Raw genomic sequence first — 21836 nt, forward strand, 5'->3', positions numbered from 1 at the left:
CGCATGGTCGGTGCTCGGGTACATTCCAGAAGAGCCTTCCTGGCTCGGGTCGGCGTGCTCGGCGCGGCCGTCGGTGGCGGCGGCCTGCTGACTCGGAGCCTGCTCGCTCCGGCTGACGCGGCGACCGACTCGCTGCTGCCGCCGGCCGTCGATCTGATCCGGCCGGTGCTGGCGGAGCTCGCCCGGGACACGCTGAACGGGCTCACCGTCTTCGCGATGCCCGGCCGGGATCCGTACTCGCGGACCCAGGGCACCCCGAGCCCGACGCCGGGTGCGATCGAGGCGGGCGCGACCGACTTCATCATCAACTCGCTGGACAACTTCGTCCCGTTCCCGGACGCGATCGCCCAGCCGGTCGGGGCCGCCCTGGTGACTGGCCTCGCTGACGCTGGCATCGCACTGCCGGGACTCGAGGTGCTCCCGGTCGACCTCCGCCGGTTGGATCGCGCGCTGGCGGCGTACCTGGAGAGCGACGAGGCGCTGCCGCTGTCGTTCCCGATCGCCGGCCTGCTCAACCTGATGGCGACCCAGGTCAACCCGCTCGCGGTGAACGGGCCGCACCTGTCGCCGTTCGCGCGGCTCTCGTACGCCGAGAAGGCGACGGCGTTCGAGCCGATCGAGCGGACCGACGCGGATCTCGTCGAATTGCTCGACGTGCAGTTCCCGGAGCCGCTCAAGGCGTCGGTCTCCGGGCTGCTGAAGTTCGTCGGCGGCGCGCTGATCGAGTTCGCCACCTTCGGCGCGTACGGCGAATCGGCCGTCTACGACAAGGTGACCCGTACGCTGCGGGAGCGGCCGGTCGGCTGGCAGCACACCGGCTACCAACCGGACGGCCCGGTCGAGGGCTGGGACGACTTCATCGGCTACTACGAGGGTCGGCAGAAGGTGAGCGACTGATGCGCGACGTCATCGTGATCGGGGCCGGCGGCGGCGGTCCTGTGGTGGCCAAGGAACTGGCGGCGCAGGGCCTCGACGTACTCCTGCTCGAGGCCGGCCCACGGCACGCGAAGCCGCGCGAGGAGTGGACGACGTTCGAGGACGACGCGAACAACCCACTCACCGGCTACCTGCGCTGGGGCCCGTCCGACCGGGACAAACCGGCCTGGTACCGGGAATGGCCGCAGAACTCGTTCGTCTGGCAGCTGTCCGGCGTCGGCGGCACCACGCAGCACTTCTACGGCAACTACCCACGCGCCTACCCGGGCGTCTTCGAGGGGTACGACGGCCCGGACCGCAACGGCTACGACGTCGATCACCGGTTCCCGTTCACGTACGGCGACCTGGTGCCGTACTTCGAATGGGTCGAGGCGACCATGCCGGTGATGACGGCAGCGATGGGCCACAAGGAGCAGACGTTCTTCCGCGGTGCGGAGACGCTCGGACTGCCGGTGCAGACCACCAAGACCACGCATCGGCCGTCGTACCGCCCGCAGGAGAACGCGATCCTGCAGCCGGGCGGGACGGCCGGGAAGACCGCCGACAAGGATCTGCTCGTCTATCCGAAGGCGACCGGCTGCACCTTCTGCGGCTACTGCTTCCAGGGGTGCATGCGGCCGAACGGTGCCCCGCGCAACCAATTCGCGAAGCGCTCGACGGACAACAGTTACGTCCCGATGGCGCTGACGGCGGAGGTGTGGTCGCGCGGCGGCAAGCCGGTCGACCTGATCGCCGACGCCTTCGTCACCCAGGTGCACACCGAGAAGCGGCACGGCGTACTGACCGCCACCGGGGTGACGTGGCGCTCCGGAGACACCGAGCGTCGCGAGGACGCACGCGTCGTCGTCATGTCGGGCGGCTGCACGGAGAACCCGCGGCTCTGGTTCAACAGCGGCCTGCCGAACCCGAACGGCTGGGTCGGTCGCGGCTACACCGATCACTTCTTCGACTGGGTGTTCGGCGTCTTCGACGACTACACCGGCAACCCGAAGGGCGTCGGTTCGAGCGCGCGGCTGGACTACCCGCCGTACGGCGGTCTGGAGAACGTCGGCCTGCCGCCGGCGCTCGCGGCGTTCGCGGGGACCTTGTCGGACAGCGGGATCCGCGGGCAGTACAAGAACGGTCGTGGGCGGACCGGGCCGTGGGACGGTCCAGCCGGGCGGGTGATGGGGCCGGAACTGAAGGAGGTCCTGTCGCACGGGATGGACCGCCTGCTGAGTGTGCTGGTGATCACCGACGACGACGTCGAGGCGCAGAACCGGGTCACCCTGTCGGCGCTGCCCGCGGACGAGAACGGGCCGATCCCGAAGGTCACCTTCAAGCAGCGCCGGCGCACCACGCGCACGCTGAAGAACCGCGAGTTCATGGCCCGCAAGGCGGCCGAGTTGCTGCGCGGTGCCGGTGCGAAGAAGGTGTACCGGATCGATTGGGCGCCGCTGATCCTGCACGTCCAGTCGTCGATGCGGATGGGCTCGTCGGAGAAGAACTCCGTGGTCGACCCGCGTGGCGAGACCCGCGCGGTCAAGGGCCTGTTCATCGCCGACAACTCGGCGCTGTCGAACGGTCTGGGCGGCCCGAACCCGACGCTGACCTCGCAGGCGCTGGCAACCAGGACGGCCGAGAAGATCTTCGAGACGTACTTCGACGGCGACCCGTGGGTGCACTCGAGCTCGCCCGTCGTGTCCACGGATCCGCGGATCAGCGTGCGGCTGGGACAGCTCGGTTTGTAGTCATGTCCGTTTGACGAACATCGGCGTCCGGTCCGGTCCTGCCGCCCGGGCGCCGGTGTTCGTAGTCTCGAAGTACCCGAGGAGGAGGAACTTCGAGATGACTGTCACCTCTGCCAAGCCCGATCTGTCGACCCTGGCGCAGCAGTACGCCGAGGACGGCTTCGTCCTGGTGAAAGGCCTGCTCAGCAAGGAGGAGGCGGCCTACTACCGGCAGCGCAGCCACGACCTGCTGGCCCAGTTGAACAGCAACGAGGACGCCACCTGGAAGTCCGCGATGGGACTGTCCGACGGAGCGACCCGGCTGCAGCATCTGCACGACGCGCAGTTCTACGACGCCGAGTTCAGCAAGCTCGTGATCGACCCGCGGTTCGCCGACGTGGCCGCCGCGGTGATGGGGGTGGACAACGTCCAGTTGCACCACACCAAGCTGTTCGTGAAGCCGCCGGAGAACGGCTCGCCGTTCCCGCTGCACCAGGATTACCCGTTCTTCCCGCACAAGTATCACCGGGTCGGCGCCGCGATCTTCCACTTCGACGACGCGCCGGTGGAGAAGGGCTGCGTCCGGGTGATCCCGGGCAGCCACAAGGCCGGGCCGCGCGAGCACGAGGCGGAGGGTTCGTACCACCTGATCGATCCGCCGTTCGAGGCGGCGACGCCGCAGCCGGCCGAGGCGGGCGACGTACTGTTCTTCACCTACCTGACCGTGCACGGATCCGGGGTGAACACCAGCGACGAGGCCCGGACGACCTGGCTGATCCAGTACCGCGACCCGGCGGACCCGCCGACGGTGAAGACGCACGACAGCTCGCTCGGGCAGGGCATGATGCTGCGAGGAGTCGACCCGACCGGCAGGAGTGCTGTTTGACCCTCGCGGATGTCGCGACCGCGGACCGTTTCGTCGACCTCGCCGGACTGCTCGAGTCCTGCGAGGTCGACGGGTTCCGCGCTGACTTCCTCAGCTGGGGGCACTACCAGCCGGAGTACTGGCGCAACTACTGGCACAGCCACTCGTTCCACGAGATCTGCCTGGCCTACTCCGGCTCGGGCCGCTTCGACTCAGGAGACGTGAGGTACGACGTCCAGCCGGGCTCGGTGTTCCTGGCCCGCCCCGGCGACGTCCACGAGATCGAGTCCAGCCGGACCGAGCCCCTCGGAATCGCCTTCTGGGGCTTCACCTTCCGGCCAGGCTCTGACGAACCCGGATGGTGGTCCGGCCTGACACGTGCCGATGGACCCGTGATGTCGGACCGGACCGGCTCACTCCCTGCACTGATCACAGCCCTTGCGGCTGAGGCAGCAGCACCTGTGTCCGGCTACAGCACCGCACTGGGCGCACTCGGCGCCACTCTGGTCATGGAGACCGCCCGAGCCTTCGCCCTCGACGAGGACCTCGCAGTGGAGCCGGTACGGCGGGACCGCGGCCCTCTGGTCGTGGAGGCGATGCAGCGCCACCTCCGCGACAACCTCTCCCGCCCGATCACCGTTCGGGACGTGGCCGCCGCCGCACACCTGTCAGAGCGCCATGCCGAGCGACTCTTCCAGCAGCAGACTGGCTCATCGATCATGTCTACCCTCCGCCGCCTCCGCCTGGAGCTGGCCGCCCAGCTACTGCTCGACCCCACGGTCACTGTCACGGAGGTGGCCCGGTCCTGTGGCTATTCCGACGTACGCCCGTTCTCTACTGCGTTCCGCCGCCACTACGGGCGTACTCCCGGCGAGCATCGACGCGCCGGTGGCACCGAGTTCGTGTAGACGCGGCGTGCAGCTCGACAGGAGGTGTCCACTCAAGGCGTCGCTCGGACGGAGCCGACGAGCGTGACCTGGTCATGCCGCCGGCGACACCTCCTGTCCGTGTGCACAACATCCTTGACCTCGACTTTGGTTGAGGTTCGAGGCTGGTTCCCATGCTGAAGATCGGTGTCATCTTGCCCTCCGTCGACGTCCAGCGAACCGAACACCTCGACCTGCGCGAGGCTGCGCGTTACGCCGAAGAGGCGGGGCTGGACAGCATCTGGATGGGCGACCACCTCGCCACCGGTGCCGCGACCTTGGACATGACGATCGGGCTGTCGACCGCGGCGGCTGTCACGGAGCGGATCGCGATCGGCGCGAGTGTGTTCGTGCCGGCGATCCGCCCGCTGGCCTGGGCTGCCAAGCAGATCGCCTCGCTGCAGTACGTCTCTGGCGAACGACTGATCCTCGGGGTCGGATCGGGTGGTGGCGAGGAGCAGTGGCGGGCGGCCGAGGTTCCGTTCGCCGAGCGCGGGCGACGAACCGACCGGGCTCTGCGCGCGTTGCCCGACCTGCTGGCCGGGAAGCCGGCGGAGATCGGTGTCGACGGACAGGCCGTGCAGTTGGCGCCCGCCGTCGCGAGGCCACGGTTCTGGGTCGGCAACGACTCCGCGGTGGCTCGGCGACGGGCGGCGCAACTGGGTGACGGCTGGTTCCCCTCGCTCGTGCCGGTCGAGGACGTGGCCACCGGCCGGGAGCATCTCGAGGAGCTCGCGGACCGGTTCGCGAGGCCCGTGCCCACGATCGCCATCGGCGGGGTGTCAGCCGGAGGTGCCGACGATGCTGCCGTCCGAGCGTTGGCAGCGGTGATAGCAGCCGGCTACGGCATGCCGTACGAACGGGCGCTGTCCCTGCCGCTCACGGGCACTGCCGAGCAGGTGGCCGATCAGCTCGGTCGGTACGCCGACGCCGGCGCGAGTCACGCCGTACTGGGTGTTGCTGGCACCGACTGGCGTACCCAGGTCGACCACCTCGCCGCCGTACGTGCACTGCTCTGACCGGTCAGTCTCTCCGGCGGCGCCAGAGGCCAATGACCGCGACTAGTCCGGCCAAGGACGGCAGTACGCCGATGATTCCGTGCAACGGCGGCACGATCGTGGTGTACGCCTCGCCGCCGATGGACAGACCGACCAGCTGGATGGTCGCACCAACGACGAACAGCACAGTGCTGATCGCGCGGACCCGGCGCTTGCCGCGGGCGACGCCCCAGATCGCGTACAGCCAGCCGACGAGGCCGACGACTCCGACGGCGGTCAGGTAGATGGCGATCGCGTTGCGGTCGGCTAGGACCGACTTCTGCGGCCACGCCGGGTACGCCGCCCGGACGTGGTCGGCGATGACGTCGATCGTGACGATGTCGATCAACGGCGCGAGCGTGGCGAGAACGGTCAGCAACAGGCCGACGTACAGAGCAGGTCTGACGTACGACGGTGAGCGGGGTGGTGCGGCGATGGTGGTCATCGCGATCCTCCTGATTCTTACGGTGTATGTTTCAGGGTATACTTACGCCGTAAGAATGATCAAATGAGATTCAGGGACCCGATGACTGCACGCCGTACCCGTGGCCACAGCGTGGGGCTGACCCGTGAAGCAGTACTACGGGCCGCACTCGCATTGGCCGATCGCGAAGGGCTGAAGGCGCTCTCGATGCGCCGGCTCGGCGCCGAGCTGGACGTCGAGGCCATGACGATCTACCACCACGTGCCGAACAAGGACGCCCTGCTGGACGGCCTGGTCGAGCAGCTCGTCGCCTCGATTGCCCCGCCGGTGTTCGCGACGCCTTGGCAGGACGGGATCCGCAGATACGCGCTGGATCTGCGGGCCGCACTGCTCGCGCACCCCAATCTGGTCCCACTGATCGCATCCCGACCGGCCATCACCGCACAGAACCTTCAGACGCTGGAGACCGCGTTGGAGAGCCTGCGGTCTGCTGGTCTCGCACCGGCTGACGCGCTGGATGTCATTTACGCGGTGACCGGCTTCGTCGTCGGCCAGGTCGTCACCGCATCGGAGGGCGATCCGGTCGATCAGCTGGCGCCGCTCGACCTGTCCGAGTTCCCGTTGCTGGCCGAGGCGGCGAAGGGACCGCGGGATGCGGAAGCACGCTTCGTGTTCGCCCTTGACGCCCTGGTGTCCGGTCTAGGCTCGACGCGCTAGACTGGTCGCATGCGAGTGAGCCTGCTCCTTAGTTAGCCGTACTGGCATCCAGGCGCCGATGAGCGCCGGTCAGTGCGGCGTCCCCTCCTGTGTGAGGGGCTTTTTCATTTCTGGGAACGCCGTCTGGCAGATTTAGGCTCAACAACACACGAGTGCGGGAGTAGGACCGTGAGCGAGCAGGTGGAGGACGCCCCGATCGACCGGGGTGGGTACGACTTCAACGTCATGCAGGCCAAGTGGCGGCCGGTGTGGGAGAAGCTGGACCCGTTCAAGGCACGTGACGACGGCTCGGCCGAGCGGCGTTACGCGCTCACGATGTTCTCCTACCCCTCCGGCGACCTGCACATGGGCCACGCCGAGGTCTTCGCGCTGCACGACCTGCTGTCGCGGTACTGGTTCCAGCAGGGGTACGACGTACTGAACCCGATCGGCTGGGACTCCTTCGGGCTGCCCGCCGAGAACGCGGCGATCAAGCGCAACGAGCACCCGGCGACGTACACCTACGCGAACATCGAGACGCAGGCCGAGTCGATCCGGCGCTACGGCATGAGCTTCGACTGGTCGCGCCGGCTGCACACGTCCGACCCGGAGTACTACAAGTGGACGCAGTGGCTGTTCCTGCGGTTCTACGAGCGCGGGCTGGCGTACCGCAAGGCGTCCTTCGTCAACTGGTGCCCGCACGACCAGACCGTGCTGGCCAACGAGCAGGTGATCCAGGGCCGCTGTGAGCGGTGCGGGAACGAGGTCACCAAGCGCGAGCTGACCCAGTGGTACTTCAAGACCACGGAGTACGCCCAGCGGCTGCTGGACGACATGGAGCTGCTGCAGTGGCCGGAAGAGATCCTGCTGATGCAGCGCAACTGGATCGGCCGGTCCGAGGGCGCGTTCGCGGACTTCCAGGTCGAGGGCCGGGAGGAGCCGATCCGGGTCTTCACGACCCGGCCGGACACGCTGTTCGGCGCCACCTTCATGGTGGTCGCGCCGGACGCGAAGCTGGCCGCCGAGCTGGTCACCCCTGACCAGCAGGCCGCGTTCGACGAGTACCTGACCGCGGTCAAGTCGACCACCGAGATCGAGCGGCTGAGCACCGAGCGGGACAAGACCGGTGTGTTCCTGGGGTCGTACGCGATCAACCCGGTGACCGGGGAGCGGATCCAGATCTGGGCCGCCGACTACGTGCTGGCCGACTACGGCACCGGCGCGATCATGGCAGTGCCCGGCCAGGACACGCGGGACTGGGAGTTCGCGGAGAAGTTCGGCCTGCCGATCGTGCGGACCGTGCAGCCGTCGCCCGATTTCGAGGGCAAGGCGTACACGGGCGAGGGCCCGGCGATCAACAGCGCGAACGACGAGATCAGCCTGGACGGGCTGGGCGTCGACGAGGCCAAGGCCCGGATCATCGACTGGCTGGACAGCAAGGGCCTGGGCGAGCGGACGATCAACTACCGGCTGCGCGACTGGCTGCTGAGCCGGCAGCGGTTCTGGGGCGCGCCGATCCCGATCATCCACTGCCCGACGTGTGGCGAGGTGCCGGTCCCGGACGACCAGTTGCCGATGGAGCTGCCCGACCTGCGCGGTGCCGACCTGGCGCCGAAGGGCGTGTCGCCGCTGGCCGCGGACCGTGAGTGGGTCGAGGTCGACTGCCCGAAGTGCGGTGGCAAGGCCGAGCGCGACACCGACACGATGGACACCTTCGTCGACTCGTCCTGGTACTTCCTGCGCTACCTGTCGCCGGAGTACACCGACGGCCCTTACGACCCGGCCGCGGCCGAGCGGTGGATGTCGGTCTACCAGTACGTCGGCGGCAAGGAGCACGCCGTACTGCATCTGCTGTACGCGCGGTTCTTCGTCAAGGCGCTGCACGACATGGGCATGCTGACCGTCGTCGAGCCCTTCACCCGGCTGCTGAACCAGGGCCAGGTGATCAACCAGGGCAAGTCGATGAGCAAGTCGCTGGGCAACGGCGTCAACCTGGGCGACCAGATCGACCTGTACGGCGTCGACGCAGTCCGGCTGACGATGGTGTTCGCCGGTCCGCCGGCCGACGACATCGACTGGGCCGACATGTCGCCGGGAGGCTCGCTGAAGTTCCTGCAGCGGGCCTGGCGGCTGGCGGGATCGGTCGAGGCGCCGCTGGGATCGGATCCCTCGACCGGTGACGTCGAGCTGCGCCGGATCACCCACCGGACGATCGCGGACTCGGCCGAGCTGATCGACTCGATGCGGTTCAACGTGATGGTTGCCCGGATCATGGAACTGGTGAATGCGACCCGGAAGGCGATCGACGCCGGACCGGGTGCGGCCGATCCGGCGGTCCGGGAGGCGGTCGAGACGGTGGCGGTGCTGCTGAGCCTGGTCGCGCCGTACACGGCCGAGGACATGTGGGAGACGCTGGGGCACGAGCCGACCGTCGCGAAGGCCGGCTGGCCGAAGGTCGACCCGGCGCTGCTGGTCCAGGAGACGGTCACCTGCGTGGTCCAGATCGCCGGCAAGGTGCGGGACCGGCTGGAGGTCGCGCCCGACATCAGCGACGCCGACCTGGAGCAGCTGGCGCTCGCCTCCGATGCCGTCCAGAAGGCGCTGGACGGCCGTGGTGTCCGCAAGGTCATCGTCCGCGCGCCGAAGCTGGTCAACATCGTTCCGGCCTGATCTTTCCGGCCTGGCCCGTGCCGAGGTGGCACGGGCTAGGCTGCTCAGATGCGTTCTGACCTGATCGATGTCACGACCGGCGGTGCGGAAGTCGTCTTCGACCTGACGAGCAGGTGTGAGCGGTTCGTCGACTCCGAGGCTCATCAGGCCCAGGGCGACGGACTGCTGCACATCTTCGTCCCGCACGCGACGGCGGGGATCGCCATCCTCGAGACCGGGGCCGGCAGCGACACCGACCTGCTCGCGGTGTTCGAGCAACTGCTGCCGCGCGACTTCAAGTGGCAGCATCGGCACGGTACGCCGGGGCATGGGCGCGACCACGTGCTGCCGGCGCTGATTCCGCCCTCCGCGACCATCCCGGTGCTGGACGGGCGGATGATGCTCGGCACCTGGCAGTCGATCTGCCTGGTCGATACCAATGTCGACAATCCCCGGCGGCAGGTCCGGCTTTCCTGGCTTCCCGGTTAACGGACTACCCGGTAACTCGCCGGGAGGGATTTCGGTGACTTATCGTGATGTTGCCGATCGCGTTACGTTCGCGAAACACGGCTCCGATTGAATTACCCGCATGGCAGCCCTTGAGACTCTGCGGGACCACTGGCATGGCCTCGGCACCGAACTCCTGATCCGCGCCACCCGCGCTATTTGTGACGGCAGCCTGACGAATGCCGATTCCGGCCGCGCGGACACCCGGGCCCGGCTCGACGACTGGGCCGGAATTCTTTCCCTCTACGCCGGCGACAATGAATCCGGCTCGGTTCGCGCAAGTGCTTGAATCACCGGATGGGACGTTTTCTGCGCGTTCAGTAATTGCGTTCTGAAGTAGACCCGTTGCCTTGGTCAACAGTTCTGTGTGATACCGCTCACTGGACGCACCCGGCACCGATCGCTCAGTCACGCTATGTTGTGACAGGAACGTGAGGCTCTAGAGGGGTGACGGGCTTTGTCGGACACGGATGGCCGGGTTGAGGGGCGGCGGGGCTTCGCCGATCTCCTGCTCGACTTGAGAGTCCAGTCGGGCCTCTCCCAGGAGGAGCTGGCCGACCGGGCCGGGCTCAGCGTGCGGAGTATCCGCGAGATGGAAGCCGGCCGGGTGGCGCGTCCCCGGAAGGACTCCGTCCGGCTGCTCGCCGAGGGTCTCGGGCTCGGACCCAGCGACGCGGACCGCTTCATCGCCGCGGCCGGGCACGGCGCCGTACGACCGGTGATCTCGGTCGCAGACCCGGCACCTACCGGACTGCGCTGGCGCGGGACGCGGCCGATCCCGGACGGCCTCGTCGGCCGTGAGCAGGAGCTGCTGGAGCTGGAAGGGCTGCTGCGGCAGAACCGGCTCGTCACGCTCGTCGGACCGGGTGGAGTCGGCAAGACCGAGCTAGCGCTGGCCGCGGCCGACAAGTTCTCCGGTGCTGACACCACCGTGGTGGTCGTCGACCTCACGACCGTCCAGCGGGACGCCGCCGTACCGTCCGCGATCCTGGACGCGTTCGGCACGGCTCCCGGTACGTCGGACCTGGACGACGTATTGTCCGGCCGCCGACCGGGCGACCTGGTGATCGTCGAGGACAACGCCGAGCACGTGCTCGACGGCGTCGCGACGGTGGCGAACCGGATGGTCCGCAGCTTCCCGGGGATCGGCGTGCTGGTGACCTCGCGGATCCCGCTCGGGCTGCCGGATGAGGTGGTCCGTCGGGTGCAGGTGCTCGGTGTACCGGAGAACGACAGGGACTTTGCGGACATCGCGGCGAGCCCGGCGGTGGAGATGTTCTGCCGGCGGGTGGCTCGGGTCCGGCCCGATTTCGTACTGAGCGAGGAGAACGCGTCGATCGTCGCCCGGCTGTGTCGCCGGTTGGATGGGCTGCCGCTTGCTCTGGAGCTGGCGGCCGCGCGGGCCGGGTCGCTGTCGGTGGAAACGATTCTGGCCGCGTTGGACGACCGGTTCCGGCTGCTGTCCGGGCCCCGTCGGTTCGGTGCGCCTCACCAGCGGACACTGGCCGACACGATCGCGTGGAGCGTGGACGCGCTGTCCGACGCCGCGCGGCAGTTGCTCTACCGCGCCTCGGTGCTCGGGTCGCCGTTCACGCTGGATGCGGTGGCCGGCGTGTGTACGGGCGATCCGATCGACGCGGCCGACGTACCGATGCTGCTGGCCGAGCTGGTGGACAAGTCGCTGCTGCAGCCGGTGCACGAGTTCGAGCAGTTGTACGGCGCCCGCTACAAGCTGCTGGAGACGATCCGCGAGCACGCCTACGCCGGTCTGTCGTCGCAAGGGGACGACCTGATTGAGTTCCGCGACCGCGCGGTGGCGTGGTGCTCGAACTATGTCTCCGGGCTGGAGGGCGCGTGGTCCTCGCCTGATCGGGAACGGCGCTACCGGGCCGCGAACGCCAACTCAGCTCTGTTCGAGGTGGCGCTTGCTCGCGCTGCCGAGCTTGGGCAGTGGGACGTCGCCGCGCGGATTGTGCTCGGGTTCCGGATCGCCTGGCAGTACCAGGCGAGTGTGGCCGAGAGCGGGATCCGCTGGGCGACCTTGTGCGCGGACAACGTCGCGGACAAGGAAGTCAGCGGCATGCTGCGCGCGATCGCCGGGCGGCTGTCCAGCCTCACCGGTGACGTCCGCGGTGCGCGGCGGCACTACGGCGAGGCCCGCACACTGATCCCCGGCGAGACTGAGATGGGTCTGGTCGCGCGCGGCGGATGGGTGTCGTCCGGTTCGCATCTGCTCGACACCCAGAGCCTTGCCGAGATCCCCGCGCTGGTGGACGACGCACGCAAGCACGGCGACGTGCAGCGGTCCGCGACCGTGCAGGCCATCTGCGGCCTCGCTCTGCTGCGTTGGGGTCGCCTGCCCGAGGCCAAGGAGCTGTTGCTCGCCTGGCAGGCCGCACTGGTCAACCCAGGCGTGTACCCGGACGAGATCGCGTACATGGCGCTCAGTCGCGTTGAGCTGGAGCTCGGCAACCTGGCCGACGCGCGGCGCTGGGCGCTGCTCGCCCGCGGCAGTCAGGCCTCCGACGACCCGGAGCGCACCAAGGTGGCCGGCTGCCTGGCCATGGTCGAGTACCACGACGGCCAGTACGACGAGGCGCGGGCGCTGCTCGACGAGGCGGACGCCGACATCCGCGGGCATCGCGGGTACTTCGACTACCAGGTGATGCGCTACCGCAGCCGCATGGCCCGCGACGCCGGTGACGCGGAGCAGGCCCGGATCTGCATCCGCGACGCCGTCAACCGGCTGGTTGTCGAGGGCCGGGTCGTGTACCTGCTCGAGGTCCTGCCGGAGGCCGTGGCCGTCCTGCACGCCCTCGGGAAGTCCGAGGACGGCGACGCCCTGTGTGGCCAACTGCTGGCCTGGCAGCGGTCCATGGACCCGCCGATGCTGCCGACCGCGTGGGCGGTGCTGCAGGAGTCCTGTGAGAGCGCGTCCGTGGCTCCTGGCTGGCCGGAGCCCGACCCCGCCGCGGCAGTGCTGCGGCTGGCGAACGACGTACTCGCTGCGCTTTCGTGACGCCTATCCGCTGAAGCTGCCGGACAACTGCCGGTTCTTCTGCCTCGTCCTGACATGGCCGCCGGACCAAGAATTACAGCCGTAGGACAGGTTCCACGAAGCAGAGTCCGACACCGGCAGCGGCGGCAGGAAGGGGTGGTGAACCATGACGAGGCCTTGGTTCATCGCAGCACTGGCGTCGAGTTCGGGAGAGGCAACGCGGAGGGTATCCGGTGGCCGAGTGGTGGGGGCGCCGATCGGCTGCCGAGAGCTCCGGAGTGCTGCACAGTGCGGATCTGTCCTGCCTGAACCGGGTGCCGTGCGCCGTCAGGGCGCCGGACCCGGGGCGAGGTCCCAGTATTGGGCCGGGCACACGACACAGGGGACGAGTGCCGGTCCGGCTGACACGGGGAAGCGGTGGGTTTGGTCACCTGCCGCGGTGGGTCGGCTGCTGGGGCCTCCCGGGACCTCGACGGGCTCGCGGTCAGACCGGTACTTCGCGGAACCGGCACGGGGAGTAGCTCGCCGAGGTTTCTGAGCTCAGCTGACAACAAGGGGGAGTCAGCACAAGAAGTTGGAACGCTGGCAACGAGGGGAGTCAGCGTGACGACGTGAGGGGGCCGGTCCAGTGGGGGGCGCCGGCACAACGAGGTGGAGGCCACCGGAGGGGTTGGCCTCCACCTCGTCGCTCAGTGTTTGGCGGAGTCCGCCTGCTCCAGGACTGCCTTCTTGTCGAAGGCGTAGCCGACCATCCAGGTCGGCTGGAGGCGGTAGTAGACGATGTCGTCGCCCCAGCTCGACGGTGAGCTGCCGTAGTGCTTGGTGAGGTGCGCCTCGATCTCCGCGAAGTCCGGGTGCTCCGGGGTCAACGTCTCCACCTGACCGTGGCTGAACACGCCGATCCGCTCGCCGTCGACGTACGAGACGCTGGCCGCGGGCCGGACCTTGAGGTGCCGTGCCTTGGCCGCGGACCCGGAGGTCGTGAACACCCACCGCGCGTGCAGGAAGTGTCCGTCGACCGCACTGATCCGTGGCTCACCCCGGGCGGTGACGGTGGCCAGGTTCAGCGTGCACATGCCGGTCAGAACCCGTACCAGCTCGCCGGCGTCCAGCCGGCGCGAGTCCGTGATGATGTTGTGCAGATGCTCCGTCGAGCGCTGGTACGCCGCGTCGAGGAGTTGCTGCAGCTCGGTGACTTCTGCCGCTGTCTCCTTCATCTGCGCAGTCTGGCACTGCGCGCCGACAAAGGACGTGTCTCCCGGTCCCACGCCGTCGCGTGGGACCGGGAGACACGTCCTAAACTGTCCGGTAACCTCGCTTCATGTCAGCCCGCGTGCACGTCGTCACCGACTCCACGGCTGGGCTGGCCACGCACGAGGTGCTCCGCCACCCGCTGACCGTCGTACCACTCCAGGTCGTGATCGGCGGGACGTCGTACGACGACGGCGCCACCTCCACCGACGCGGTCGCCGAGGCGCTCAAGACCTTCACCCCCGTCTCGACGAGCCGTCCGGCGCCGCAGACCTTCGCGGACACGTACGCCGCCTGTGCGAAGGACGGGGCGGAGTCGGTGGTGTCGATCCATCTGTCCGGTGACATGTCCGGCACCGTCGAGGCCGCCATGATCGGCGCCAAGGAGTCGCCGATACCGGTCCGCGTGGTCGACTCCCGGTCGCTCGGCATGGGGCTCGGGTTCCCCGTCCTGGCCGCGGCCGCCGCAGCCGCCGCGGGGGAGGACCAGGCCGGCGTCGAGGCCGCGGCCCGCGCCCGGATGGCGTCGATCTCGGCGTACTTCTACGTCGACACCCTCGAGTACCTCCGCCGCGGCGGACGCATCGGCGCGGCCCAAGCCCTCCTCGGTACGGCGCTCGCCGTCAAACCACTGCTGACGATCAGCGGCGGCCGGATCGTCCCGCTAGAGAAGGTCCGCACCTCCAGCCGAGCCATCGCCCGCCTCGCCGACATCGCCGTCCAACGCGCCGGCGACACCCCCGTCCAGCTCGCCGTCCACCACCTGGCCAACCTGGAAAAGGCCCAAACCCTAGCCGACGGCCTCGCCGACCGCCTCCCCGCCGCCGAAGAAATAGTCCTCCGAGAAGTAGGAGCCGTAATAGGAGCCCACGTAGGCCCCGGCCTCCTAGCCGTAGTAGTAGCCCCCCGCTGATCTTCTGTGGGTTCTCCACAGGTTTGAATTCGCGATTTCTGGCTGGCCTCAGACTCGTACTTTCTCAGGCGTGAAAGTCACACGTCGTGCTCCGGCGCCCGACCCGGGCGCCCGTGAGCGTGCGCTGGCGCGGCTCGCCGCCAACGCACGCGAGCACGCACCCGACGAACACCTGGAGGAGCGTGATGAGGACGTGCGCGGTGGATGGATCCCCGAATCGATCCGGCCCGAACGACTACGAGACGCCCGCTGGACCCTGTCGCCACGGCACGTCGTGGTGCTTGCCGCCGTACTCGCCATCGGCCTGTCCTGGGCCGCCTGGCAAGTCTTCCGCGCCCGCCCCGAAACCCTCCCCGACGCCCGCCCACCCACGACCATCACCTCAGGCTCACCCGTCGCCGGCGCTCCCTCACCCGGCCAGCCAAGCGCGACCTCTTCATCCGGAGCACGGCAGCCGACCGCCGGAGCGGGCCAGCCATCGCCGGGTGCCGGCCAGCCGTCGGCCGCCACCCAGGGCTCCGGCACCGGTCAGTCGCCAGCCGGTGTGGTCGTCGTACACGTCGCCGGCAAGGTCCGCCGCCCCGGCCTCGTCCGAGCCCCCACCGGCTCCCGGGTAGCCGACGTACTCACCCTCGCCGGCGGCCCACTCCCCGGCGTAGACCTCACCACCCTCAACCTCGCCCGCCCAGTCACCGACGGCGAACAAATCCTCGTAGGCATCCCCACCCCGCCCGGCGCGACCACCGCTCCAGGCGCCAACCCCACAGCTCCGCCCACCGCCGCCAACGCCCCCGTCAAGCTCAACACCGCCGACCTCACCCAACTGGACACCCTCCCCGGAGTTGGCCCAGTCCTAGCCCAACGCATCCTCGACTACCGCACCCAGAACGGCCCGTTCGCCACCATCGACCAACTCCAAGAAGTCCCAGGCGTGGGCCCCAAGAAGTTCGACTCCCTGAAGTCCCATGTCCGCATCTGACGAAGCTCCTGAGCAGCCGGGGAACACGCTCGATCTGCGGTTGCTGGCGCCGGCGGGTGCGGGTTGGTTGGCGGCCGTCGTCCTCGTCGGCGAGCGACCACTCGCAGGTGTCGTGACCGCAGCGGTGTCACTTGCCGTCGCTTGTGTGGCCGCCGTCTTCCTGCGACGCCGGCTGGAGGCCACCAGATCCGGCGGGAGACCTGCGGTCTGGGCTGTCGTGGGAGTACTTGTGGTGGTCGCGGGCATGGGAATGGGAGCCGCCCTGCAGGTGAAGGGATTGCAGGCCGGCCCGGTCCAGGGGCTGGCGGCGGAGGGCGCAACGGTTGGCGTTCGGTTGAGGATCGACGGAGATCCAGCCGTACGCCGGAGTCCGGGCGGCCGGCGCCCGCCATACGTGGTGCTGGAGGCAACCATCGAGGAGGTTCGAACTCGGAGTACGACGTCGTCAACCGGGAGCCCGCAGGCCGCCGGGGAAATGACTACTCGGGTCAGGACTCGGGTGTTGGTGGTGGGGGACGAGGCGTGGAAAGGAGTGCGGTTCGGGGAGCGCGTGGACGGAAGGGGGCGGTTAGAGGCGGCCGAACGTGGCGGTGACGTGGCAGCCATGCTGTCCGTTCGCGGCGACCCGCGGATGGTGGACGAGCCAGCCTGGTGGTTACGCGCGGCTGAGCAGGTGCGAGCCGGCCTGCGCGGAGCGGTGGCGGGAGAGCCGGATGACGTGAAGGGCTTGGTCCCCGCACTCGTGATGGGCGACGAGTCCGGCCTCTCCGACGAACTCGCCGACGACTTCCGGACGACCGGGCTGACCCATCTGTCCGCAGTCTCGGGCACCAACCTGACGTTGCTGTTGGCGTTCATCCTGCCGTTCAGTCGGCTGATCGGCGTACGGGCGCGAGGGCTGACTGCGGTCGGCCTCATGACGGTCGTCGTGTTCGTCATCCTGGCGCGCCCCCAACCGAGCGTGTTGCGAGCGGCCGCAATGGGCCTGATCGCCCTGGCCGCAATGACCAGCGGAGGCGGCCAACGCCGTGCGGCGCGCAGCCTGTCGGTCGCGGTGATTGTGCTCCTGCTCCTCGACACCTCGCTCGCGCGATCAGCCGGGTTCGCCCTGTCCGTCCTCGCAACCGCGGGCATCGTGCTCCTCGGACCGAGCTGGCGGGACGCGCTCTCGAGCTGGCTTCCGACCTGGCTCGCCGAGGCGATCTCGTGCCCGCTCGCCGCCCAACTCGCGTGTACGCCGATTGTCGCCTGGCTCTCCGGCCAGGTCTCTCTCGTCGCAGTCGCCGCGAACCTGCTCGCGGGTCCCGCAGTAGGCCCGGCAACCATCCTCGGCTTCGCAGCCGCGGGCGTCGCACTGGTGAGCACAGAGGTAGCCCATCTCGTCGGCTGGGCCGCCGGCTGGCCGGCGCGCTGGATCATCCTGATAGCTCGCGAAGGCGCAGACCTCCCCGGCGCATCCAACCCCTGGCCGGCCACGGTGATCGGCGTCGCCGTACTCACGATCCTCTGCCTAGCCATCGTCATCGGCCTGCACCGCATCCTGGCTCGCCCGATCGCAGCCATCCTCGCGGTGGTCCTGCTGGCGGTCGTCGTACTGCGTCCAGTCGGTTCGATCGGCTGGCCACCGGGCGATTGGCTCCTGGTGATGTGCGATGTCGGACAAGGCGACGGGTTGGCGTTGCGAGCAGGTGAGAAGGCGGCAGTGGTGGTCGACACCGGTCCGGATCCAGCTGCGATGGATCGATGCCTGCGGGATCTCGGAGTCGAGTACATCCCGGTGCTCGTGCTGACTCACTTCCACGCGGATCACGCCGGTGGGCTGGCCGGCGTACTGAAGGATCGGCGCGTGGGCGAGATCGAGGTGACGCCGTACTTCTCGCCGCGCGCGGAGTACGACCGCGTCGTCGACCTCGCGGCGCAGCACGGCATCCGCCTGCGGACGGTCATGTACCACGAGAAGCGCGTCGTCGGCGCACTCAGTTGGACCACACTCTGGCCGGCCCGCGTGCCGGCGCTTCCGCCACCGGGTACGTCGTCCGCGACCTCGAGCGACGAGGGTTCGCCTGAGAACAACGCCAGCATCGCGATGATGGTCGAGGCGTCCGGCCTCCGGATCCTCCTCACCGGCGACCTGGAACCCGAATCCCAGCGAGCCATCCTTGCCTCCGGCGCCGACCTCCGAGCCGACGTCCTCAAGGTTCCGCACCACGGCTCGGCCCAGCAGGACCCGACCTTCATCGCCGCCACCGGCGCCCGCCTCGCCCTGATCTCGGTCGGCCGCGACAACGACTACGGCCATCCAGCACCCAGGACCCTGACGCTCCTGGCCCACCAGTCCACCCGGACCGCCACCACCAGCACCAACGGCCCCCTAACCGTCACCAACCCCGCCAACCATCTAACCCTCACCACCGCCCACAACCCATGAGCACCAGCCACGAGCCTGGTGCCAGCACCTGACGCTCACGACCACCCGCGACCCATGAACACCAGCTCCAGCCAGGAGCCAGGTGCCGCATGCCGGTGTCGGCAGCCCAGCATGCGGTAAGCGGAGGGTCAGGAGAAGGTGACGGCTGCGGCTGGGACTGTGCTTTCGGGTTCGTCGCCGAGGGACCAGGCGGCTACTCGGGAGACCACATGGGCCGGGACTTGGTCGCTGATGCCAGTGACAGCGGGGATGTCGTAGGTGCCGTGCGCGTCGTACGGGAGGACGACGCGGTAGCCGCGCGCCAGGGCAGTTCGCGCGGTGGCCTGCACGCACATCTCGGACATCACGCCGCAGATCGCGATCGACCTCACCCCGGCGGCGATCAAGAGCTGACCGAGCGGTGTTGAGTCGAAGCCGTCGTCCCGAGGCTTGCGAATCACCTGCTCCCGAGGCCCCGACTTCACCGGCAAGTACAACTCCCAACCCCGCGTCCCCGGCTCATCGGCCGCGCCCGGCGCACCGTCGTTCTGCAGGTGCACAACTACCGCCCCAGCCGCCTCCCGCGCACGGTCGAGCAGCTGGGTCGTCCGGTCGAGCAGACGATCGGCTCGGGGTACGGCGTTCTCGCCGGAGACGAAGGCCGATTGCAGGTCCACCAGGATCAGGGCGTCGACAGGAGCAACGGGGTCGGTCATGCCGCCATCCTTGCCGGTCGGTGCAAGCGACCTCCAGCGAGTTTCTGTCGACGCGACATGGGATGCTGGCCAGGTGGCTGCTCGTAGGGGTTCCGCGCCCAAGCTGGGCGACGTACTGCTGGTGACCGGTGCCGAGGCGTTCCTCGCGGACCGGGCCGTCAAGTCGGCGATCGCTGCGGTGTCCAAACAAGCAGCGTCGAACGGCGACGGCGAGATCGAGGTCACGGACGTCGACGCGACCGGGCTGGACGTGGGCGTGTTCGCGGAGCTGACCGGTCCGTCGCTCTTCGCGAGCGAGCGCGTCCTGGTCATGCGGGCGCTGGAGAACCTGCCGTCCGACATGGTCCCGCACTTGCTCGAGTACGCCGGGAGCCCGTCGGACGACGTACTGGTCGTGCTGGTGCACTCGGGAGGCCAGAAGGGCAAAGGCGTCCTCGACAAGTTGCGCAAGGCATCGGTCAGCGAGGTCGTGGCGACGGCTCCGAAGGCATGGGAGCTGCCGCAGTTCGTGGCGGGGGAGATCCGGCTGCTCGGCGGCAGCGTGGACGAGCGGGCGTCCTCGGCGCTGGTCGATGCGGTCGGTCATGATCTGCGCGCGTTGGCGGGGGCGTGTTCCCAGCTGGTGTCCGACTCGGGCGGGCAGGCAGTCACGGCCGAGCTGATCGGGCAGTACTTCGGTGGTCGCGCGGAGGTGACGAGTTTCGCGGTCGCGGACGCGGCGATCGCGGGCCGGACCGAGCCGGCGCTGGAGCAGTTGCGTTGGGCGCTGGACTGTGGCGTCGCGCCGGTGCTGGTGACGAGCGCGATGGCGGGCGGTCTGCGCGGGCTGGCGAAGTTCTCGAGCGCGCCGGGCGGGCTTCGCGAGGCGGATCTGGCCCGTGAGGTCGGCGTACCGCCGTGGAAGCTGAAGCAGTTGAAGCAGCAGGTCCGCGGCTGGACCCCGGGCGGGCTGGCGACCGCCATCAAAGCGGTGGCCCAAGCCGACGCCGACGTGAAAGGCGCCTCAGGAGACGCCGGCTACGCCCTCGAACGAATGGTCATCACCGTAAGCCACTCCCACGGTCGCCGCTAACCACATTCGGCCGCCCGGGCCGGTCGGCACACAAGCCGAGGTCCGAGCACGCAAAGCCGACCAGTGCCGGCAGCGTGGCTGGGGAGTCGGCGCGCGAACCGACAGGTGCGTGCACGCGAACCTAGGTCCAAGCACACCAGCCGAGGAATGCCAGCCGCGTGAGCCGGGGTGCCGGGAGCGTGAGCCGGGGAGTGCCGGGAACCCGGGGAGTGCCGGGAGCGCGAGCTGCGAAGCGGACGGCCGGCGACGAGGGCAAGCCCGGCCGGCGGCGGTCAGACCGAGCTCAGTCCGGGCGCGCGAACTGCGTCCGAGCACGCCAGCCAAGTAGTCGCCGGGCGCGAGCCTAGAGGTCCGGGCACGCAGCCAAGGAGTCGCCGGGCGTGGGAGCCGAGGTGTGCCGGGTGGGCGAGCTGCGGAGTGCCGGGTGCGCGAGGGTGGAGGTTCGGGCACGCAAAAACGATCGGCCGGTCGAACGACGGGCCGATCGTTGGCGGGCTGCCTTAGAGAGAGGCGGCCTTCTTGAAGATGGCCGACTTGCGGTTGGCGGCCTGGTTGGCGTGGATGACGCCCTTGCTGACGGCCTTGTCGAGCAGGCGGCCGGCCACGCGGGCGTTCTCCTGCGCCTTCTCGGAGTCGCCGCCCTCGGCAGCCTCGTTGAAGCGGCGAACTGCCGTCTTGAGGGTCGACTTCACCGACTTGTTGCGAAGTCGCGCAGCCTCGTTCTGGCGGTTGCGCTTGATCTGGGACTTGATGTTCGCCACGTGAGCAGAGCCTCGATCAGGAGTATGCGGTCATTAACAGGAAGGTGTCGCGCGCACGGCTGAACACCACCCGTGGGTGCGCGAAGAGCCAGATTACCAACAAGCCACCGCCAGCTCCAAACTCAGCCACCCCGGCGGCGACCTACGCCCACGACGGCGGCGACGTACGCGCGCACCCCGGCCGCGACGTACGCGCGCACCCCGGCGGCGATGTACGCGCACCCGGCCTCGACGGATGCGCACCCCCGGCCGCGACATACGAGCGCCCCGGCCGCGACGTACTCGGCGAGGTCAGCGCACCCGGCTGCGACGTACCCGGCGACGTCAGACCGCCTCGGCCGCGGCCTTGAGGCGCTCCAGGGTCACCCGGATCCCGCGCTGATTGAGCCGCGTCCGGTCCCCGAACACGCGCTGAAACACCGTCCGCATCACCACCGGCCGACGATCCGTCCACGACTCGGTCACCTCACACCCATCAACGGTCGGCGCGAACTCATAGCTCCACAGCGAGATCGGCACCGGCCCGAAGTGAATCCAGAACGCGAACCGCCGCCCCGGCTCAGCCTCCACCACCCGCCCCTGCGTGAACCACCGCACCGCACCCACCCGGTTGTGCCCAACAAACCGCGCCCCCACCACCGGCCCCGCCGTACCAGACGCCCAACTCACCCGAGTGCACTCCGGACTCCACTCACCCATCCGGGGCAAATCACTCACCAGCCCATAAACCCGCTCCGCCGAAGCCCCCACAACAATGGAGTCCGCCAAGTCCGCCATAGGTCTCCTCCGCCGACACACATCCTGCCCGAGCGTGACATGGCGGCTACTGGACGGCATACTCGGGCGCTCCGTCGCTGCCCTGGGAGATTTGTGTTTCGTCGTACGCCGGTTGTTGTGGTTGCTGGGCTTGTTGTGTCGTTGGTTGGGGTTCCGCTCATCGGCAGGGCGGCCAACGCGCAGGGGAGTGGTGGGACACCGGGTGATCCGCTG

At 69.0% G+C, this 21836-nt stretch carries 19 protein-coding genes; 14 read left to right on the forward strand and 5 right to left on the reverse strand.

The features are described from left to right. Positions 1-3 precede the first annotated feature (3 nt). The 5 genes from E0H73_RS00770 (at position 4) to E0H73_RS00790 (ending at position 5455) form a co-directional block, all read left to right on the forward strand. On the forward strand, positions 4-897 hold the full coding sequence (locus E0H73_RS00770) for a hypothetical protein (protein ID WP_131349937.1): 894 nt from the start codon (positions 4-6) through the stop codon (positions 895-897). Continuing rightward, the gene (locus E0H73_RS00775) at positions 897-2666 is read left to right on the forward strand and encodes a GMC oxidoreductase (protein ID WP_131349939.1); all 1770 of its coding nucleotides are present in this window, start codon (positions 897-899) and stop codon (positions 2664-2666) included. The genes E0H73_RS00770 and E0H73_RS00775 overlap by 1 nt, the downstream gene beginning before the upstream one ends. A gap of 97 nt (positions 2667-2763) precedes the next feature. Next, complete coding sequence (locus E0H73_RS00780) at positions 2764-3531, forward strand: phytanoyl-CoA dioxygenase family protein (RefSeq protein ID WP_131349941.1); 768 nt, start codon at positions 2764-2766, stop codon at positions 3529-3531. Beyond that, the gene (locus E0H73_RS00785; protein ID WP_131349943.1) at positions 3528-4418 is read left to right on the forward strand and encodes a helix-turn-helix domain-containing protein; all 891 of its coding nucleotides are present in this window, start codon (positions 3528-3530) and stop codon (positions 4416-4418) included. The genes E0H73_RS00780 and E0H73_RS00785 overlap by 4 nt, the downstream gene beginning before the upstream one ends. 152 nt (positions 4419-4570) lie before the next feature. Then, positions 4571-5455, forward strand: coding sequence for an LLM class flavin-dependent oxidoreductase (locus tag E0H73_RS00790; RefSeq protein WP_131349945.1), 885 nt, complete (start codon positions 4571-4573; stop codon positions 5453-5455). 4 nt (positions 5456-5459) lie between these two features. Here E0H73_RS00790 and E0H73_RS00795 read toward each other — a convergent pair whose 3' ends face one another. Continuing rightward, positions 5460-5918 carry a hypothetical protein gene (locus E0H73_RS00795; protein ID WP_131349947.1) on the reverse strand — a complete coding sequence of 153 codons (459 nt, stop codon included), beginning with the start codon at positions 5916-5918 and terminating at the stop codon, positions 5460-5462. Between the two features lie 63 nt (positions 5919-5981). Here E0H73_RS00795 and E0H73_RS00800 point away from each other — a divergent pair, with 63 nt between their 5' ends. From E0H73_RS00800 to E0H73_RS00820, 5 genes are all read left to right on the forward strand, one after another. Beyond that, a complete protein-coding gene (locus E0H73_RS00800; protein ID WP_238163735.1) occupies positions 5982-6614 on the forward strand; it encodes a TetR/AcrR family transcriptional regulator C-terminal domain-containing protein in 633 nt (210 codons plus the stop codon). A 168-nt stretch (positions 6615-6782) separates the two neighbouring features. After that, a complete protein-coding gene (leuS, locus tag E0H73_RS00805) occupies positions 6783-9263 on the forward strand; it encodes a leucine--tRNA ligase (protein ID WP_272949105.1) in 2481 nt (826 codons plus the stop codon). A gap of 48 nt (positions 9264-9311) precedes the next feature. Next, positions 9312-9731, forward strand: coding sequence for a secondary thiamine-phosphate synthase enzyme YjbQ (locus E0H73_RS00810; RefSeq protein WP_131349949.1), 420 nt, complete (start codon positions 9312-9314; stop codon positions 9729-9731). 100 nt (positions 9732-9831) lie between these two features. Further along, a complete protein-coding gene (locus E0H73_RS00815) occupies positions 9832-10038 on the forward strand; it encodes a hypothetical protein (protein WP_131349951.1) in 207 nt (68 codons plus the stop codon). Between the two features lie 168 nt (positions 10039-10206). Then, positions 10207-12768: an ATP-binding protein gene (locus E0H73_RS00820; RefSeq protein WP_131349953.1), complete on the forward strand. Its 2562-nt coding sequence runs from the start codon at positions 10207-10209 to the stop codon at positions 12766-12768. 668 nt (positions 12769-13436) lie between these two features. Here the strand turns inward: E0H73_RS00820 and E0H73_RS00825 are convergent. Beyond that, positions 13437-13964: a pyridoxamine 5'-phosphate oxidase family protein gene (locus E0H73_RS00825; RefSeq protein ID WP_131349955.1), complete on the reverse strand. Its 528-nt coding sequence runs from the start codon at positions 13962-13964 to the stop codon at positions 13437-13439. 104 nt (positions 13965-14068) lie between these two features. On the opposite strand from E0H73_RS00825, the gene E0H73_RS00830 reads away from it, so the two are divergent. From E0H73_RS00830 to E0H73_RS00840, 3 genes are all read left to right on the forward strand, one after another. Continuing rightward, complete coding sequence (locus tag E0H73_RS00830; protein ID WP_131349957.1) at positions 14069-14911, forward strand: DegV family protein; 843 nt, start codon at positions 14069-14071, stop codon at positions 14909-14911. A 70-nt stretch (positions 14912-14981) separates the two neighbouring features. After that, positions 14982-15890, forward strand: a complete 909-nt coding sequence (locus E0H73_RS00835) for a ComEA family DNA-binding protein (protein ID WP_238163737.1) — start codon at positions 14982-14984, stop codon at positions 15888-15890. After that, a complete protein-coding gene (locus E0H73_RS00840) occupies positions 15877-18318 on the forward strand; it encodes a ComEC/Rec2 family competence protein (protein WP_131349959.1) in 2442 nt (813 codons plus the stop codon). Before E0H73_RS00835 ends, E0H73_RS00840 begins: the two co-directional genes overlap by 14 nt. Before the next feature lie 128 nt (positions 18319-18446). On the opposite strand, the gene E0H73_RS00845 is transcribed toward E0H73_RS00840, so the two are convergent. Further along, entirely contained in the window at positions 18447-19013 is a 567-nt protein-coding gene (locus tag E0H73_RS00845; protein ID WP_131349961.1) for an isochorismatase family protein, read from the reverse strand. A gap of 73 nt (positions 19014-19086) precedes the next feature. Between E0H73_RS00845 and holA the strand changes: the two genes are divergently transcribed. Continuing rightward, a complete protein-coding gene (gene holA / locus E0H73_RS00850; RefSeq protein ID WP_131349963.1) occupies positions 19087-20085 on the forward strand; it encodes a DNA polymerase III subunit delta in 999 nt (332 codons plus the stop codon). 500 nt (positions 20086-20585) lie between these two features. Here the strand turns inward: holA and rpsT are convergent, their stop codons facing one another. Together rpsT and E0H73_RS00860 are read right to left on the reverse strand one after the other, a co-directional pair. Beyond that, complete coding sequence (gene rpsT / locus E0H73_RS00855; RefSeq protein ID WP_131349965.1) at positions 20586-20846, reverse strand: 30S ribosomal protein S20; 261 nt, start codon at positions 20844-20846, stop codon at positions 20586-20588. A gap of 324 nt (positions 20847-21170) precedes the next feature. After that, a complete protein-coding gene (locus E0H73_RS00860; RefSeq protein WP_337590309.1) occupies positions 21171-21683 on the reverse strand; it encodes an SRPBCC family protein in 513 nt (170 codons plus the stop codon). Between the last annotated feature and the right edge of the window lie 153 nt (positions 21684-21836).

It is taken from the genome of Kribbella pittospori (genome assembly GCF_004331465.1).
Taxonomy (GTDB): domain Bacteria; phylum Actinomycetota; class Actinomycetes; order Propionibacteriales; family Kribbellaceae; genus Kribbella; species Kribbella pittospori.

Excerpts from the sequence above, each read along its gene's own strand:
- E0H73_RS00830 (WP_131349957.1), top strand. The coding sequence starts at position 14,069 with ATGTCAGCCCGCGTGCACGTCGTCACCGACTCCACGGCTGGGCTGGCC.
- E0H73_RS00860 (WP_337590309.1), bottom strand. The coding sequence starts at position 21,683 with ATGCCGTCCAGTAGCCGCCATGTCACGCTCGGGCAGGATGTGTGTCGG.
- E0H73_RS00770 (WP_131349937.1), top strand. The coding sequence starts at position 4 with ATGGTCGGTGCTCGGGTACATTCCAGAAGAGCCTTCCTGGCTCGGGTC.
- E0H73_RS00800 (WP_238163735.1), top strand. The coding sequence starts at position 5,982 with ATGAGATTCAGGGACCCGATGACTGCACGCCGTACCCGTGGCCACAGC.
- E0H73_RS00790 (WP_131349945.1), top strand. The coding sequence starts at position 4,571 with ATGCTGAAGATCGGTGTCATCTTGCCCTCCGTCGACGTCCAGCGAACC.
- E0H73_RS00810 (WP_131349949.1), top strand. The coding sequence starts at position 9,312 with ATGCGTTCTGACCTGATCGATGTCACGACCGGCGGTGCGGAAGTCGTC.
- E0H73_RS00775 (WP_131349939.1), top strand. The coding sequence starts at position 897 with ATGCGCGACGTCATCGTGATCGGGGCCGGCGGCGGCGGTCCTGTGGTG.
- E0H73_RS00840 (WP_131349959.1), top strand. The coding sequence starts at position 15,877 with ATGTCCGCATCTGACGAAGCTCCTGAGCAGCCGGGGAACACGCTCGAT.
- E0H73_RS00795 (WP_131349947.1), bottom strand. The coding sequence starts at position 5,918 with ATGACCACCATCGCCGCACCACCCCGCTCACCGTCGTACGTCAGACCT.
- E0H73_RS00815 (WP_131349951.1), top strand. The coding sequence starts at position 9,832 with ATGGCAGCCCTTGAGACTCTGCGGGACCACTGGCATGGCCTCGGCACC.
- E0H73_RS00825 (WP_131349955.1), bottom strand. The coding sequence starts at position 13,964 with ATGAAGGAGACAGCGGCAGAAGTCACCGAGCTGCAGCAACTCCTCGAC.
- E0H73_RS00780 (WP_131349941.1), top strand. The coding sequence starts at position 2,764 with ATGACTGTCACCTCTGCCAAGCCCGATCTGTCGACCCTGGCGCAGCAG.
- E0H73_RS00845 (WP_131349961.1), bottom strand. The coding sequence starts at position 19,013 with ATGACCGACCCCGTTGCTCCTGTCGACGCCCTGATCCTGGTGGACCTG.